13 protein-coding genes and 1 pseudogene are annotated in these 17087 nt (G+C 62.2%); all 14 read left to right on the top strand.

The window, feature by feature from the left end; all coding sequences use genetic code 11:
- Window positions 1–5 precede the first annotated feature (5 nt).
- The 14 genes and pseudogenes from leuD (at window position 6) to GJV18_RS18325 (ending at window position 16984) form a co-directional block, all read left to right on the top strand.
- On the top strand, window positions 6–653 hold the full coding sequence (gene leuD, locus GJV18_RS18385; RefSeq protein ID WP_160347940.1) for a 3-isopropylmalate dehydratase small subunit: 648 nt from the start codon (window positions 6–8) through the stop codon (window positions 651–653).
- 100 nt (window positions 654–753) lie between these two features.
- Window positions 754–1836, top strand: coding sequence for a 3-isopropylmalate dehydrogenase (leuB, locus tag GJV18_RS18380; protein WP_160347939.1), 1083 nt, complete (start codon window positions 754–756; stop codon window positions 1834–1836).
- A 55-nt stretch (window positions 1837–1891) separates the two neighbouring features.
- A complete protein-coding gene (gene asd, locus GJV18_RS18375) occupies window positions 1892–3004 on the top strand; it encodes an aspartate-semialdehyde dehydrogenase (RefSeq protein ID WP_160347938.1) in 1113 nt (370 codons plus the stop codon).
- Between the two features lie 118 nt (window positions 3005–3122).
- Window positions 3123–3212: pseudogene (locus tag GJV18_RS18705) on the top strand (hypothetical protein); the annotation flags it as partial.
- Window positions 3213–3366: 154 nt separating this feature from the next.
- On the top strand, window positions 3367–6216 hold the full coding sequence (locus tag GJV18_RS18370) for a FimV/HubP family polar landmark protein (protein ID WP_160347937.1): 2850 nt from the start codon (window positions 3367–3369) through the stop codon (window positions 6214–6216).
- A gap of 3 nt (window positions 6217–6219) precedes the next feature.
- Entirely contained in the window at window positions 6220–7086 is an 867-nt protein-coding gene (truA, locus tag GJV18_RS18365; protein WP_160347936.1) for a tRNA pseudouridine(38-40) synthase TruA, read from the top strand.
- 50 nt (window positions 7087–7136) lie between these two features.
- Window positions 7137–7763 (top strand): phosphoribosylanthranilate isomerase, encoded by a 627-nt coding sequence (locus GJV18_RS18360; RefSeq protein WP_160347935.1) that lies wholly within the window; start codon window positions 7137–7139, stop codon window positions 7761–7763.
- Between the two features lie 197 nt (window positions 7764–7960).
- Window positions 7961–8845, top strand: a complete 885-nt coding sequence (accD, locus tag GJV18_RS18355; RefSeq protein ID WP_160347934.1) for an acetyl-CoA carboxylase, carboxyltransferase subunit beta — start codon at window positions 7961–7963, stop codon at window positions 8843–8845.
- A complete protein-coding gene (gene folC, locus GJV18_RS18350; protein ID WP_160347933.1) occupies window positions 8842–10149 on the top strand; it encodes a bifunctional tetrahydrofolate synthase/dihydrofolate synthase in 1308 nt (435 codons plus the stop codon). The genes accD and folC overlap by 4 nt, the downstream gene beginning before the upstream one ends.
- Window positions 10133–10699: an SPOR domain-containing protein gene (locus tag GJV18_RS18345; RefSeq protein ID WP_160347932.1), complete on the top strand. Its 567-nt coding sequence runs from the start codon at window positions 10133–10135 to the stop codon at window positions 10697–10699. The genes folC and GJV18_RS18345 overlap by 17 nt, the downstream gene beginning before the upstream one ends.
- 69 nt (window positions 10700–10768) lie before the next feature.
- The gene (locus tag GJV18_RS18340) at window positions 10769–11317 is read left to right on the top strand and encodes a CvpA family protein (RefSeq protein ID WP_160347931.1); all 549 of its coding nucleotides are present in this window, start codon (window positions 10769–10771) and stop codon (window positions 11315–11317) included.
- 58 nt (window positions 11318–11375) lie between these two features.
- Window positions 11376–12884, top strand: coding sequence for an amidophosphoribosyltransferase (purF, locus tag GJV18_RS18335; RefSeq protein WP_160347930.1), 1509 nt, complete (start codon window positions 11376–11378; stop codon window positions 12882–12884).
- Window positions 12885–12992: 108 nt separating this feature from the next.
- Window positions 12993–14204, top strand: a complete 1212-nt coding sequence (locus tag GJV18_RS18330; protein ID WP_160347929.1) for an O-succinylhomoserine sulfhydrylase — start codon at window positions 12993–12995, stop codon at window positions 14202–14204.
- Window positions 14205–14365: 161 nt separating this feature from the next.
- Window positions 14366–16984, top strand: coding sequence for a LuxR C-terminal-related transcriptional regulator (locus tag GJV18_RS18325; protein ID WP_160347928.1), 2619 nt, complete (start codon window positions 14366–14368; stop codon window positions 16982–16984).
- Window positions 16985–17087: the final 103 nt, after the last annotated feature.

Raw genomic sequence — 17087 nt, 5'->3', positions numbered from 1 at the left:
GCAAGATGAAAGCCTTTACCCAACACACCGGCCTGGTCTGCCCACTTGATCGCGCCAACGTCGACACCGACCAGATCATTCCCAAGCAGTTCCTGAAATCCATCAAGCGCACCGGCTTTGGCCCCAACCTGTTCGACGAGTGGCGTTATCTGGATGTGGGGCAGCCGAACCAGGACTGCTCCCAGCGTCCGGTCAACCCGGAGTTCGTGCTGAACTTCCCGCGCTACCAGGGCGCCAGCGTGTTGCTGGCCCGTGAGAACTTCGGTTGCGGTTCCAGCCGTGAGCACGCGCCCTGGGCGCTTGAAGAGTTCGGTTTCCGCACCATTATCGCGCCGAGCTTCGCCGACATCTTCTTCAACAACAGCTTCAAGAACGGCCTGCTGCCGATCATCCTCAAGGAGGATGAGGTCGATGCACTGTTCCAGCAGGCCGAAGCCACCGAGGGCTATCAGCTGACCGTGGACCTGGCGGCACAGACCGTGACCCGTCCGGATGGCGTGCAGTACAGCTTCGAGATCGATGCCTTCCGCAAGCACTGCCTGCTCAACGGCCTGGACGACATCGGCCTGACCCTGCAGGACCAGGAGGCGATCAAGGCCTTCGAAGCCCAACACCAGCAGAGCAGCCCTTGGTTGTTCGGCGCGATCAAGTAAGAACAGAGGGTAGGGTGGATGGCGCTTTATCCATCCACCATGCTGGGTTTCGGTGGATGAAAACAACGTCATCCACCCTACGGATAGATTGAGGAATGCAATGAGCAAGCAGATTCTGGTTCTCCCTGGCGACGGCATCGGCCCGGAAATCATGGCCGAGGCGGTCAAGGTGCTGAACCTGGCCAATGACAAGTACAGCCTCGGTTTCGAACTGAGCTTCGACGACCTGGGCGGCGCCGCCATCGACCGTTACGGCGTGCCTCTGGCCGACGAGACCCTGGAGCGTGCCCGCGCTGCCGATGCCGTGCTGCTCGGCGCCGTGGGTGGGCCGAAGTGGGACGCCATCGATCCGGCTATCCGCCCGGAGCGCGGCCTGCTGAAGATCCGCTCGCAGCTGGGCCTGTTCGGCAACCTGCGTCCGGCCATCCTCTACCCACAACTGGCCGAGGCTTCCAGCCTCAAGCCTGAGGTTGTGGCGGGCCTGGATATCCTGATCGTCCGTGAGCTGACCGGCGGCATCTATTTCGGCCAGCCACGCGAGAGCAAGGTGCTGGAGAACGGCGAGCGCATGGCCTTTGATACCCTGCCGTACAGCGAGAGCGAGATCCGCCGTATCGCCAAGGTCGGTTTCGACATGGCCATGGTGCGGGGCAAGAAGCTCTGCTCGGTGGACAAGGCCAACGTGCTGGCCTCCAGCCAGCTGTGGCGCGCGGTGGTCGAGGAAGTGGCCAAGGACTACCCGCAGGTCGAGCTGAGCCATATGTACGTCGACAACGCCGCCATGCAGCTGGTCCGCGCGCCCAAGCAGTTCGACGTGATGGTCACCGACAATATGTTTGGTGACATTCTGTCCGACGAGGCTTCGATGCTCACCGGCTCCATCGGCATGCTGCCGTCGGCATCCCTGGATGCCAACAACAAGGGCATGTACGAGCCGTGCCACGGCTCCGCCCCGGATATCGCAGGCCTTGGCATCGCCAACCCGCTGGCGACCATCCTCTCGGTGTCGATGATGCTGCGTTACAGCTTCAACCAGTCTGCTGCCGCTGACGCCATCGAGCACGCGGTGAGCCTGGTGCTGGATCAGGGTCTGCGTACCGGCGACATCTGGTCGGAAGGCAAGACCCGCGTCGGTACTGCAGCCATGGGTGATGCGGTAGTCGAAGCGCTGCGTAGTCTGTAATCTTCCAGTCCCGCCGGGGTGGTTCCGGCGGGCTGCTTATATAGGTGTAGTCGTTATGAAACGTGTAGGTCTGATCGGTTGGCGTGGCATGGTCGGTTCCGTGCTCATGCAGCGCATGCTGGAAGAGCGGGACTTCGACCTGATCGAGCCGGTGTTCTTCACCACCTCCAATGTCGGCGGCCAGGGCCCGGCCATTGGCAAGGACATCGCGCCGCTGAAGGATGCCTACAGCATCGACGAGCTGAAGGGCCTGGACGTGATCCTGACCTGCCAGGGCGGCGATTACACCAATGAAGTCTTCCCCAAGCTGCGCGAAGCCGGCTGGCAGGGCTACTGGATCGATGCGGCCTCGTCGCTGCGCATGGCCGATGACTCGGTGATCGTGCTCGATCCGGTCAACCGCAAGGTAATCGACCAGTCGCTGGATGCCGGCAGCAAGAACTACATCGGTGGCAACTGCACCGTCAGCCTGATGCTGATGGCCCTGGGTGGCCTGTATGAGGCGGGTCTGGTCGAGTGGATGAGTGCCATGACCTACCAGGCGGCCTCGGGCGCCGGGGCGCAGAACATGCGCGAGCTGATCAAGCAGATGGGTGCGATCAACGCCTCCGTCGCCGATGAGCTGAGTGATCCGGCCAGCGCCATCCTCGACATCGACCGCAAGGTCGCCGAGGCCATGCGCGGCGAGTCCTTCCCGGTCGACAACTTCGGCGTGCCGCTGGCCGGCAGCCTGATTCCCTATATCGACAAGGAGCTGCCCAACGGCCAGAGCCGCGAAGAGTGGAAGGCCCAGGCTGAGACTAACAAGATCCTCGGCCGCTTCAAGAACCCGATCCCGGTGGATGGCATCTGCGTGCGCATCGGCGCCATGCGTTGCCACAGCCAGGCGCTGACCATCAAGCTGAACAAGGATGTGCCGATGGCCGACATCGAAGGGCTGATCAGCCAGCACAATCCCTGGGTCAAGCTGGTGCCGAACCATCGCGAGGATTCCATCCGCGAGCTGGGTCCGACCGCTGTAACGGGCACCCTGAGCGTGCCGGTCGGTCGTCTGCGCAAGCTCAACATGGGCTCGCAGTACCTCGGCGCCTTCACCGTCGGTGACCAGTTGCTGTGGGGCGCGGCCGAGCCGCTGCGGCGCATGCTGCGCATCCTGCTGGAGCGCTAAGCTGCTGTATTTGTCCGCATTGAGTGTTTGCGGGCTGTGGATAAAAGCCAGGGTCGGTGCTGCCGATCCTGGCTTTTTGCTTTGCGCTAACTGCCTGGCGCTATAAAGTGCAGAACCTAATTTGTGGATTGGGTCTGATAATGTGCCAAAAGGCGCTGCGCTTGCTGCTGTGCAATTGGCCGAGTTGTTGATAAAACACTATCTGTAAAAGATACTTACCTAGAAATTTGAAGAATCTTTCGAGCTTGGCAATACTGGCTGAGTTAATTGCTGTATGGGGTTGAGCCTTAGGCTTGGGCAGGCAGCAGTTTCCAAGATCCTCTCGCGCCGCGAGAAAAAAAGATAAAACAAGGGATAACGCTATGGTTCGGGTTCGCAAACTGGCGCTGGCAATCGCAGCTGCTTCGGCACTGTCCTCCGGTATGGCGCATGCGTTGGGGCTGGGGGAAGTCACTCTGCAGTCGGCGCTCAATCAACCGCTGGTGGCTGAGATCGAGCTGCTTGAGGTGCGCGACCTGGCCACGGGCGAGGTGCTGCCCACCCTCGCGTCCCCTGAGGAGTTCAGCAAGGCGGGTGTCGATCGCCAGTATTTCCTCACCGATCTCAAGTTCACCCCTGTACTCAAGCCCAATGGCAAGAGCGTGATCCGGGTGACTTCCAGCAAGCCGATGCGCGAGCCCTACCTGAACTTCCTGGTTGAGGTGTTGTGGCCCAACGGTCGCCTGTTGCGTGAATACACCCTGCTGCTTGATCCCCCTCTCTATAGCCCGCAAAGTGTTGTTCCAGTGGCCCAGGCTCCGGCAGTTGCGCCGACCCCTGTCGCTCAGGCGCCTGCCCGCACCGCCGCTCCGGCAACCAGCACGCCTCCGCGACCAACTGCCCCGGCCGCACCCCGCAGCATCGAAGGCAGCGAGTACACCACCAGCAAGAACGACACCCTGTGGGAAATCGCCCAGCAGGTTCGTGGCAGCGGCAGTGTGCATCAGGCCATGTTGGCGATTCAGGATTTGAACCCGAATGCCTTTATCGACGGCAATATCAACCGGATGAAGAGTGGCCAGGTGCTGCGCTTGCCGGATGAGCAGCAACTGCGCAGTCGCAGTCAGGCTGAGGCCATTGCCCAGGTTGCTGAACAGAATAATGCCTGGCGCGAGGGCCGTAGTCTGGCCGCCAGCGCGCGTCAGCTGGATGCGACCAAGCGTGAAACCGCCGGTGCTGCACCGGCTCAGGTCGAGAGTCGCGACACCCTGAAGCTGGTTTCTGCCGAGAGTGGCAAGGCCACCAGTGGTAGCGAGAAGGGCAGTGAAGATACCAAGGCCCTGACCGACAAGCTGGCCGTTACCCAGGAGAGCCTGGATTCCAGCCGCCGTGAGAACGCCGAGCTGAAAGATCGTATGGGTGATCTGCAGAGTCAGCTGGATAAATTGCAACGTCTGATTCAGCTCAAAGATGATCAGATGGCCAAGCTGCAGGCCGATCTGGCCGCCCAGGCCAAGGCCGGTGAGGCGGCAGCGGTTGCTGAAACCCCTGAGGCAATCGAAACACCACCCGTGGCAGCTGAACCGGCTGCAGTGCCGGCTGAAACCCCTGCTCAGCCGGTGGTTGAGGCGCCAGCGGTTGCGAGTGAAGAGCCAGACTTCAACTACAGCGAAGAGCCCGCCAGCCAGGCTGCAGAACCTGTAGCGCAAGAGCAGGTGGCTCCCGCTGCGGTAAAGCCGGTGGTCAGCGAAGCCCCCGTCACCCCGGTCAAGCCTGAGGCCCCGGTAAAACCGGTCAGCAAGCCAGCGCCAGTTCAGGCTCCCGTCGAGGAGCCAGGTTTCGTTGACCAGATGTTGCAGAATCCGATGATGCTGGGCGCCGCTGGTGGCGGTGCACTGTTGGTGCTGCTGCTGGCGCTGATGATGCTGTCCCGTCGCAACGCGATGAAAGAGGCGGAGCTGCAGGAAAGCCTGGCCATGGCTGAAACCGAACTGGCAAGTGGCGAGGCCCTGCAGGATGATACCTTCGAGGGCCTGGGCGATGATCTGACTTCCGCCGACCTTGCGACGGGTGAGGCGCAAGCGCCCATTACCCCGCAAACCGGCGATGCCTTGGGCGAGGCGGATATCTATATCGCCTATGGTCGTTTCAATCAGGCGGCCGAGCTGTTGGAGAATGCCCTGAATCAGGAGCCCCATCGCGCTGATCTGCGCCTGAAGCTGATGGAGGTCTATGCCGAGATGGGTGACCGCGAAGGTTTTGCCCGTCAGGACAACGAGCTGCGTGAGATCGGCGGCAGTGCGGCTGAAGTTGATCAGCTCAAGGCCAAGTATCCGAGCATGGCAGCTGCACTGGGCGGTGGTCTGGCGGCAGCTGCTGCCGATGACACAGACCTCGATAGCTTTAGCCTGGATGATCTGACTCTGGATGAGCCGGTATCGTCCGCAGCGAGCGAAACTGCCGGCGATCTGGACGATGCCTTCGATCTGAGTCTGGATGATTTCGAGACTGATCAGGAAGCCCCGCACAAGTCTGGTGACAGCCTGTCTCTGGATGCAGATCTGGAGTTCGATGCGCCTGCAGCAACTCCGGCTGCCGATGCTGATGACCTGGGTTTCGACCTGAGTCTGGATGAGCCTGATGCCCCCGCAGCTGAAGCCGAGGCTGATGTCCTGTCCCTGGATACCGATCTGGCGGATTTCAGTCTGGACCTGGATGAGCCGGCTAAAGCTGCTGCGACCCCCGAGGAAGACGATTTCTTGCTCAGCCTTGACGAGGACGAAGCCCCGCAAGCCGTTGCGAGTGAAGTGCCGGAACTGAGCATGGAGTCGCTGGAAGATGATGCCGATAACGCTTTCGATCTGCCGACGGACTTCGACTTGTCGGTCAGCGAGGAAGAGCCTGCTGCGCCCGTCGCCGATAGCTTTGCCGCTCAGCTGGATGAAGTGAGTGCCGAGCTGGAGCAGCTCAGCGACAACCTGCAGCAGCCTGCCGATCTGGATGAAGCCATGCCCGAGCTTGCTGGCGCCAGTGCGCCCGCCGGTCTGGAAGACGAGGATGACTTCGACTTCCTCTCCGGTACTGATGAAACCGCAACCAAGCTGGATCTGGCCCGCGCCTATATCGATATGGGCGATGCCGAAGGTGCCCGCGACATTCTCGATGAAGTGGTCGCCGAGGGTAGCGAAGCCCAGCAGCAGGAAGCGCGTGAGTTGATCGCCAAACTGAGTTGATAAATGTCTGATGGTGTAATTGCAGCGGCAGCCGATTCGGCTGCCGTTGGCGTTTTCAAGGTGGCCCTCGGGGTTGAGTACAAGGGTTCCCGTTATCGTGGCTTTCAGCGGCAGCGGGCGGGCGTGCCTTCCATTCAGGAATCTCTGGAGAGGGCCCTGTCCAAGGTGGCGGGTGGCGCGCCTATCGTCCTCAGTTGCGCCGGGCGCACCGATGCGCTGGTGCATGCCAGTGGTCAGGTGGTGCATTTCAGCACGCCCGTGGAGCGCTCTATGCACGCCTGGGTCATGGGCGCCAATATGAATCTGCCGGCTGATATCAGCGTCACCTGGGCCAAGCTGATGCCGGCGCATTTCGATGCGCGCTTCTGCGCCATGGCCCGGCGTTACCGCTATGTGATCTATAACGACCAGATTCGCCCGGCCCATATGGCTGAAGAGGTGACCTGGAATCACCGCCCGCTGGATATCGAGCGCATGCGCGAGGCGGCCAAGGTGTTTCTCGGTACCCATGACTTCAGCGCCTTTCGCGCCCGCCAGTGCCAGGCCAAGTCGCCGGTGAAAACCGTGCACCACTTGGAGCTGCTGCAGCACGGCCGCTTTATCGTGCTGGATATCCGCGCCAATGCCTTCCTGCACCATATGGTGCGCAACCTTGCCGGGGTGCTGATGACCATCGGCGCCGGCGAGCGGCCGGTTGAGTGGGCGCGGGAAGTGCTGGAAACCCGCATCCGTCGCGAGGGTGGGGTGACCGCGCACCCCTATGGGTTGTATCTGGTGCAGGTCGATTATCCGGAAGAGTTTGATTTGCCCAAGCGTTATCTGGGGCCGCATTTTCTTTCCGGTCTGCCGGACGTGGCGGCTGACGCCTGAAAATGCCTTTGCTACCATCGAACGCAATGCACCCCAGTGAGGCCGTACCTTTGTCAGGCGTTCGCAGCAAGATCTGTGGTATTACCCGCATAGAAGACGCATTGCTCGCCGCGGCAGCTGGCGCTGACGCCATTGGTCTGGTGTTCTATGCCAAGAGTCCGCGGGCGGTAACGGTGCAGCAGGCTCGCGCCATAGTCGCTGCCTTGCCGCCTTTTGTGACCAGCGTGGGGTTGTTTGTTGACGCCAGCCCTTGTGAGTTGGGTGAAATCCTCGATGCTGTGCCCCTGGATCTGTTGCAGTTCCATGGTGATGAGGCGCCCACCTACTGTGATGGCTGGCGCAAGCCCTATATCAAGGCGCTGCGGGTCAAACCGGGGGATGATGTAGGCGCGCAGATCGACGCTTATGATGGTGCCCGCGGTGTGCTGCTGGACACTTTTGTGCCTGGTGTGCCGGGAGGCACCGGCGAGGCATTCGACTGGTCCCTGGTGCCGCAGGCGGCAAGTAAGCCGATCATTCTGGCCGGTGGCCTGACCGCCGATAATGTCGCGGCCGCAATCGCGCAGGTACGCCCCTATGGGGTTGATGTCAGTGGCGGCGTGGAAGCAGCCAAGGGCATCAAGGATGCGCAAAAGATTTATGGCTTCATGCAGGCGGTAAAGCAGGCGGGCAGTTGATGTGACGGCATTCGAGACCAGGCCGTCCATACCCCTGTTGCAGCGGTTGGATAAACACTGCAGGCATGTCACGACGCTGTTGGCTGCATAAGTTGCATGATTTGCGCCCGGTCGGACTGATTCCCTGAATTTGCCTGGACAGGCCAGGTGCCTCGCGCCCTTGGCCGGTCTGGCCCCATAGCTTGGAGATGCTGAGCATGAGTAACTGGTTGGTAGATAAACTGATCCCATCGATCATGCGATCCGAGGTCAAGAAGAGTTCGGTGCCGGAAGGGCTGTGGCACAAGTGTCCGTCCTGCGATGCAGTGCTGTACAAGCCCGAGCTGGAGAAGACCCTGGATGTCTGCCCCAAGTGCAACCACCACATGCGCATCGATGCCCGCTCGCGCCTGGATCTGTTCCTCGATAGCGAGGGGCGCGAGGAAATCGGCGCCGATCTGGAACCAGTCGACCGTCTGAAGTTCCGTGACGGCAAGAAGTACAAGGATCGTCTGGCGGCTGCGCAGAAGCAGACCGGCGAAAAGGATGCCCTGATTGCCATCGCCGGTACTCTGGAAGGTATGCCAGTGGTGACCTGTGCCTTCGAGTTCTCCTTTATGGGTGGCTCCATGGGCGCCATCGTTGGTGAGCGTTTCGTTCAGGCCGCCAATGTCGCGCTGGACAAGCGTTGCCCGCTGGTGTGTTTCTCCGCCTCCGGTGGTGCGCGTATGCAGGAAGCGCTGATTTCCCTGATGCAGATGGCCAAGACTTCGGCCGTGCTGGCGCGTCTGCGTGAAGAGGGTATTCCCTTTATCTCGGTGCTGACCGATCCGGTCTACGGCGGCGTGTCGGCCAGCCTGGCCATGCTCGGTGATGTGATTGTCGCCGAGCCGCGTGCGTTGATCGGCTTTGCCGGGCCGCGGGTGATCGAGCAGACCGTGCGCGAGAAACTGCCGGAAGGCTTCCAGCGCAGTGAGTTCCTGCTGGAGCATGGCGCCATCGACATGATCATTCACCGTGCCGAACTGCGTCCGCGCCTGGCTCGTCTGCTGGCACAGCTGATGGGGCTGCCATCGCCTGCCGCGCTACCGGCCACGGCATGACCGAACGTTCCCTTGCCCAGTGGCTGAGCTACCTGGAGCAACTGCATCCCAGTGCCATCGATATGGGGCTGGAGCGTTGCCGGGCGGTGCTGGAGCGCCTGAATCTGGGGCTTCTGGCCCCGCGGGTGATTACCGTCACCGGCACCAACGGCAAGGGATCGACCTGTGCTTTTCTGGCTGCCCTGCTGCAGGCGCAGGGCTTGCGGGTTGGGGTCTACAGCTCGCCGCACCTGCTGCGTTACAACGAACGGGTGCAGATCTGCGGCGTTCAGGCCGACGATGAAGCCCTGTGCGAGGCCTTTGCTGCAGTCGAGGCGGCCCGCGGCGATATTTCCCTGACCTATTTCGAAATGGGTACCCTGGCCGCCTTCTGGCTGTTCCGGCGTGCCGGCCTGGATGCCCTGGTGCTGGAAGTGGGGTTGGGCGGGCGCCTGGATGCGGTCAACCTGATCGATGCCGATATTGCCCTGGTCACCAGCATCGGTATCGACCATGCCGACTGGCTGGGCGATAGCCGCGAGTCGGTGGCATTCGAAAAGGCCGGTATCTTCCGCGCCGGCAAGCCGGCACTGTGTGGCGACTTGGATCCGCCGCAGCCGCTGCTGGATCAGGTGGCCCTGCTGGATGCACCGTTCTTCCTGCGTGGGCGCGACTATGACCTGAGTGTCGAGGATCAGCACTGGTCCTGGTTTGGCCTGAATGAGCGGGGCGAGGTGCTGCAATTGAGTCAGCTGCCGCTGCTGGATCTGCCCATGGAAAACGCCGCCCTGGCCCTGCAGGCCTACGCCCTGACCGGCTTGCCCTGGCAGGCCGAGATCCTGGCCCAGGCGCTTGCCGGGACCCGTGTGACCGGGCGTCTGGATCGGCGCACCTTGCAATGGCAGGGCAAGTCCCTCACCCTGCTGCTCGATGTTGGGCATAATCCCCATGCTGCCGAGTACCTGGCTCAGCGCCTGGCGATGCGACCCTTGGCAGGCAGGCGTCTGGCGGTATTCGGTTTGCTTGCCGACAAGGAACTAGCCGGGGTGGTCGCGCCGCTGTTGGGCGAGGTTGCCGATTGGGCGGTGGCTCCCCTACCGACACCGCGTAGCCGGCCAGTGGCCGAGCTGCAAGCCTGTCTGCACAACGCCGGTGCCACTGTTTCGGCCCATGCCAATGTGCTGACGGCGCTGCAGGCCCAGTGTGCAAAGGCACAGAGCGGGGATGAAATACTGCTGTTCGGATCATTCTATTGCGTGGCTGAGGCCCTGGATTGGCTGGCCCGCCAGACCCATGGGGAGCTGCAGGATGGCTTTGCTGGATAAAGGATTGAAGCAGCGCATGGTGGGTGCGCTGGTATTGTTGGCCTTGGCGGTGATTTTTCTGCCGATGTTGTTCTCCCGCCAGGACGAGACGCCAGCCGTGGTGGTCGATGCGCCGGCGATGCCGATTGCGCCGACTGCACCTGTGGCCGAGCCGCAGCCGGTGATCGTGCCCGAGCCGCAGGTATTCGACGAGCCTGAACCTGCCGAGCCCGCCGTTGAGCCTGTCCAGCCGGTTGCCAGTGCGGCGCCAGTGGTGGCCACGCCGGCTCCGCCTGCCAGTTCGCCGAGCAAGCGTCTGGATGGTAATGGCCTGCCTATCAGCTGGTCGGTACAGCTGGCCAGCCTGTCCAGTCGTACTGGCGCCGAAACCTTGCAGAAGACCCTGCGCAGTCAGGGTTATAACGCCTATATCCGCAGTGTGGATGGCATGAATCGGGTGTTTGTCGGTCCTCTGATCGAGCGCAACGAAGCGGATCGGGTGCGTGACCAGCTCAATCGTCAGCACAAGCTCAATGGTTTTGTCGTGCGCTTTCAGCCCGAGCCGGGCTGATAAAGCTTTGCTTACCTGTGGGGGAGGGCTCTGCTAAAATGCAGCGCCTTTTCCGTCGGTAACCGTATCGTGGCATTCACCTGGGTCGATTGGGCGATTATCGCCATTGTCGCCATCTCAAGTCTGATCAGTCTGAGTCGAGGTTTCGTCAAGGAAGCCCTGTCGCTGCTCACCTGGATCGTCGCCGGCGTGGTCGCCTGGCTGTTTGGCGGTGCCTTGGCGCAGCATCTGGCCGGTTATATCGAAACCCCCTCGGTACGCATCATCGCCGCCTGTGCCTTGTTGTTTGTGGTCACCCTGATGGTTGGGGCGCTGGTCAACTATCTGATCGGGGAGCTGGTCAAGGCCACCGGCCTGTCCGGCACCGACCGCCTGCTGGGCATGGTATTCGGTGCGGCTCGCGGCGGTTTGCTGGTGGTGGTGCTGGTCGGTCTGATCAGCCTGGCGCCGGTTCAGGAGGACATCTGGTGGCGCGAGTCACAGCTGCTGCCGCATTTTCTGCTGGTGGCCGACTGGTCGAAGAATCTGATTCTCGGCCTGTCCAGCCAGTGGCTGGGCAGCGGCACTGCCCCGCAATTACCGTTCAACGAAGTGCTCTCGGGGCCTAAACTGCCCTGAGGTACGACGGGTTTGCCCGTCAGGATTTTTCTGTTTTATTGACTAGAGGTTGCGTCACATGTGCGGCATTGTCGGTATCGTCGGTAAATCGAACGTCAATCAGGCGTTGTATGACGCGCTCACCGTCCTACAACACCGCGGCCAGGATGCTGCCGGTATCGTCACCAGCCATGATGGCCGCCTGTTTCTGCGCAAGGACAACGGCCTGGTGCGCGATGTCTTCCAGCAGCGCCATATGCAGCGCCTGGTTGGCCATATGGGCATCGGCCATGTGCGCTACCCGACCGCCGGCAGCTCCAGCTCGGCCGAGGCCCAGCCTTTCTATGTCAACTCGCCCTATGGCATTACCCTGGCGCACAACGGCAACCTGACCAACGTCGAGCAGCTGGCCAAGGAAATCTACGAGTCCGACCTGCGTCATGTGAACACCAATTCCGACTCGGAAGTGCTGCTCAACGTGTTCGCCCATGAGCTGGCCCAGCGCGGCAAGCTGCAGCCCACCGAGGATGACGTGTTCGCCGCGGTCAGCGATGTGCACAAGCGCTGCCTGGGCGGTTACGCCGTGGTGGCGATGATCACCGGTTATGGCATCGTCGGCTTCCGCGACCCCAATGGTATTCGCCCGATCGTCTTCGGCCAGCGCCATACCGACGAAGGCGTGGAATACATGATCGCCTCGGAAAGCGTTTCGCTCGACGTGCTCGGCTTCACCCTGATCCGCGATCTGGCGCCGGGCGAAGCGGTATACATCACCGAGGAAGGCAAGCTGTTCACCCGTCAGTGCGCGGCCAACCCCAAGTACGCACCCTGCATCTTCGAGCATGTCTATCTGGCGCGCCCGGACTCGATCATGGATGGCATCTCGGTGTACAAGGCGCGTCTGCGCATGGGTGAGAAGCTCGCCGACAAGATCCTCCGTGAGCGTCCACAGCACGATATCGATGTGGTGATCCCGATTCCCGATACCAGCCGTACCGCGGCACTGGAACTGGCCAACCACCTGGGCGTGAAGTTCCGCGAAGGCTTCGTCAAGAACCGCTATATCGGCCGTACCTTCATCATGCCCGGCCAGGCGGCACGGAAGAAATCCGTGCGGCAGAAACTCAACGCCATCGAGCTGGAGTTCCGCGGCAAGAACGTGATGCTGGTGGACGACTCCATCGTGCGCGGCACCACCTGCAAGCAGATCATCCAGATGGCCCGTGAAGCCGGGGCGAAGAACGTGTACTTCTGCTCGGCGGCGCCGGCGGTGCGTTATCCCAACGTATACGGCATCGACATGCCCAGCGCCCATGAGCTGATCGCTCACGGTCGCACCACTGAGGAAGTCTGCGAGCTGATCGGCGCCGACTGGCTGATCTATCAGGACCTGCCGGATCTGATCGAAGCGGTCAGTGGCAGCAAGAAGATCAAGATCGACAACTTCGACTGTGCGGTGTTTGACGGCAAGTACGTCACCGGTGACGTCGACGAGGCTTACCTGGACAAGATTGAGCAGGCGCGCAACGATGCCAGCAAGGTCAAATCCCAGGCGGTCAGCGCGATTATCGACCTGTACAACAACTGAGTGTGGGCGGGCAGGGTGTGGCCCTGCCTGTTGCCAGCGCGCTTGGCGTACGCCGTACAAGGCGCCAATCCCGGGTGCAACCCGGGATATTTTTCTTGAGGTAGCGATATGACACTGGAATGGGATGCTGGCCGCCTGGATAGCGAGCTGGATGGTGCGGGCTTCGATACCCTGGCGGTGCGTGCAGGCCAGCATCGTTCACCGGAAGCCGAGCACAGCGAAGCGATCTACCCGACCTCCAGCTATGTCTTCCGCAGTGCCGCCGATGCCGCCGCGCGTTTTGCCGGCGAAGCGCCGGGCAACGTCTACTCCCGTTACACCAACCCCACGGTGCGCGCCTTCGAGGAGCGTATCGCCGCCCTGGAAGGGGCCGAGCAGGCGGTGGCAACCTCTTCGGGCATGGCGGCCATCCTGGCCCTGGTGATGAGCCTGTGCAGCGGCGGTGACCATGTGCTGGTGTCGCGCAGCGTGTTCGGCTCCACCATCAGCCTGTTCGAGAAGTACCTCAAGCGCTTCGGCGTCGAGGTCGACTATGTGCCCCTGGCCGATCTGGATGCCTGGGCCGCCGCCTTCAAGCCCAACACCAAGCTGCTGTTTGTCGAGTCGCCTTCCAACCCGCTGGCCGAGCTGGTGGATATCGCCGCCCTGGCCGAGATTGCCCACAGTCGTGGCGCGTTGCTGGCGGTGGACAACTGCTTCTGTACCCCGGCTTTGCAGCAGCCGATCAAACTCGGTGCCGATATCGTCATGCATTCGGCCACCAAGTTTATCGACGGTCAGGGTCGCAGCATGGGCGGCGTACTGGCCGGGCGTGCCGAGCAGATGAAGGAAGTGGTGGGCTTTCTGCGCACCGCAGGCCCGACTTTGAGCCCCTTCAATGCCTGGATCTTCCTCAAGGGCCTGGAAACCCTGCGTGTGCGCATGCAGGCCCATTGCGCCAGCGCCCTGCAACTGGCCCTGTGGCTGCAACAGCAGCCAGGTGTGGAGCAGGTCTATTACGCCGGTTTGCCCAGTCACCCGCAGCATGAACTGGCCAAGCGGCAGCAGAGTGCCTTCGGTGCTGTGGTCAGCTTCGAGGTCAAGGGCGGCAAGGAGGCGGCCTGGCGCTTTATCGACGCCACCCGGGTGATCTCCATCACCACCAACCTGGGTGATACCAAGACCACCATCGCCCACCCGGCTACCACTTCCCACGGGCGCCTGTCGCCGGCCGGGCGGGCCAATGCCGGCATCCGCGACAACCTGATCCGTCTGGCGGTGGGGCTTGAAGACGTGGCCGATCTGCAGGCTGATCTGGCCCGGGGTCTGGCTGCGCTCTAAACGTCTGCTCGTTCAACTGCTGCCGGTGCCCAACCTTAGATTGGGCACCGGCAAAACATGATCCACTGCAAAACTCCAGGAATCCGCCGCGCTAGCATCCAGGCCAGCGCATAGGGCTGTTGCGCAAAACAACAACACATGCCCAAACCGGATGCCTGCCCATGGACTTTTCTCCATCGCCGCTCGCCCAGGGCCTGCTACGGCAGGAGCTGGTGGATCTGCTCGCATGCAGCGAGCGTTATGCCCTGACGCTGTTGCTGGCTCCGGCGGGTTCGGGCAAATCGACCCTGCTCGACCACTGGCGTGCTGCCTGCCCCCATGCCGTGGTCCACTATCCGCTGCAGGCGGCCGACAATCAGGCGTTGTGCTTCTTTCGCCGCCTGGGTGAACGCATCCGCCGGCAGTTCGGTGCGTTCGATACGTCCTGGTTCAACCCTGTGGGCGCCGTGGCTGGCGAGCAACTGGGTGAACAGCTGCTGGAGGCGCTGGCCAGTCTCCAGCAGCCGCTCTATATCGTGCTGGATGATTTCCAGTGCATCGATGAGCCGCTGATCCTTGAGGTGCTGGCCGGTCTACTGGAGCGGCTGCCGAGCCATATCCGGCTGATCCTGGCCAGTCGCAAGCAGCCAGGCTTCAGCCTGACGCGCCTGCAGCTGGACAATCGCCTGCTGTGCATCGGCCAGCAGGATCTGCGCCTGTGCGCCGAGCAGATCCAGCGGCTCAACGTCCATCTGGGCGGCCAGGCGCTGAGCCAGGACTATGTCGCCAGCCTGTTGCAGATGACCGAAGGCTGGGTGGCTGGGGTCAAGATCGCTCTGTTGGCTTATGCCCGTTTCGGTACCTGCGCCCTGGAACGCTTCAATGGCAGTCAACCGGAAATCGTCGATTACTTCGCCCATGTGGTACTGCGTCAGCTATCTCCAGCGCTGCGCAGCTTTTTGCTGTGTTGCGCGATGTTCGAGCGCTTCGATGGCGACCTCTGTGACCATGTGCTGCAGCGCCGAGGCTCGGCCCTGTTGCTTGAAGAGCTGGCCGAGCGCCAACTGTTCCTGCTTCCAGTGGAGAACCGTCCGGGCTGTTATCGCTTCCATGCACTGCTGCAGGACTTTCTCGGTCGCCGCCTGTTGATCGAGGAATACGCCCGCCTGGATAACCTGCGCCGGCGAGCGGCCGAGTACTGTCTGGGGCGGGGTGAGTACGAACAGGCCCTGCAGCATGCCCGGGGTTGCACTGAGCACAATCTGTGGCTGGAAATGCTGGAACACAGCTGTGCGGCCTGGGTGCGCAGCGGCCAGTTCGCCGACATTCTGCGCCGGCTGGAAGGCCTGGCCGATGATGCATTGCGTCTGCGCCCACGCTTGCTGGGTTGGCTGGTCGCCGCCCTGGCGCTGTCACGGCGCTTTCATCAGGCTCACTACTATCTGGAGTTGCTCGATGCACCGGCGCCGGCAAACGCTGCGCCGCCACTGGCGTCGGCCACCCGGCAGTTTCTTGATCTGCTGCTGGGGCTGTTCGAGCAGGACAAGGACTTTGTTGCCCCGGACAGTTGGCCCGATCTGCTCGAACCTGGGCAGGATCTGGAAATCCGTGCCTCGACCCTGGCGGTGCTCGCCTACCAGCACCTGCTGGCCGCGCGTCTGCAACAGGCGCTGCGTTGTGCCTGCGAGGCCAAACAGTTGCTGGCCCAGTGTGGGCAGCGGTTTCTGGAAAGCTACGCCGACCTGATTATCGCCCTGGCCCAGCGCAATGCCGGCCATGCACCTCAGGCACGCAAGCAGGTCTGCAGCGACTACGCCGGCACCGCTAAAAGCGAGCCGGCCTGGATCAACCGTGCCACCGCCATGGTGGTGGTGCTCTATGAACAGAATCAGTTGAGTGACGCCCAGCAGCTGTGCGAGGAGCTGATGACCCTGGTCAACTCGTCCTCGGCCACCGAAGCCATCGCCACCGTGCATATCACCCTGTCGCGCTTGCTCTATCGCCGTCAGCAAGGTGCGCGCGCCACGCGCCTGCTTGAGCAGTTGAGCTGCATTCTGCAGCTGGGCAATTACCGTCGGTTTGTCAGCCAGGTGATTCAGGAGTCCATGCGCCAGGCCTTTCTGGAGGGCAAGACGGCTTTGATGGAGCATCTGGCTCAGCAGCATGGGCTGCGGCAGCGTCTGCAGGCCGGTGACTGGGCGCGCAGCCGCACTTACGACGAGTGCTGGGAGCGCGAGGGGCTGGCCTGCGTCTACTGGCTGCGCGGGCAGGGTGCCCTGGCCCAGGCCGAGCAGATTCTGCAGGTGGTGGCCGGGGCGCTGCGCCGCAGCGAGATGCGTGCGCGCTTGCTGGTCATCGAGGCCAATCAGTTGGTACTGGCCGCCACCGGGCAGAATCCGGCGCGGCAGTTGAGCGGCCTCAGCCGTCTGGTGGAGGCCTACGGCATCGTCAATATCAACCGTTCGGTGTTTGATGAAGCGCCAGGCTTTGCCGCCGGAATCCTGCGTCTGGCCGAGGCCGGGCTGCTGACCCTGCCTGAGCGTTACCGGCAGCTCTATGGCGAGTTTCTGCAGAGGCAGACCGAGTTGGCCGAGGGGCGGGTGCTGGAGACCGAACCGTTGACCGAGCGCGAAATGGAGGTGCTCGAATGCCTGCTGGCGGGGTTGTCCAACAGCCAGATCAGCGATCGCACCGGGATCGCCCTGTCCACCACCAAATGGCACCTGAAGAACATCTACGCCAAGCTCCAGGTCTCCAGCCGTACCGAGGCCATTCTCAGCCTGCGTCGCAGCGCGCCCTGATTGACCCACCCCCTCCGAGGGGAGGGGGCGCCCGTCTGCCTCCCTACCTTAGGCTCCCCGTGCGGCTGCCATTCGGCGTCGCCATGTCCGTACAACAATAACA

The organism is Pseudomonas xionganensis, assembly GCF_009763245.1.
GTDB classification, from domain to species: Bacteria; Pseudomonadota; Gammaproteobacteria; order Pseudomonadales; family Pseudomonadaceae; genus Aquipseudomonas; species Aquipseudomonas xionganensis.
The sequence above is the reverse complement of the archived record's forward strand: the minus strand, read 5'-3'. Positions and strand labels throughout refer to the sequence as shown.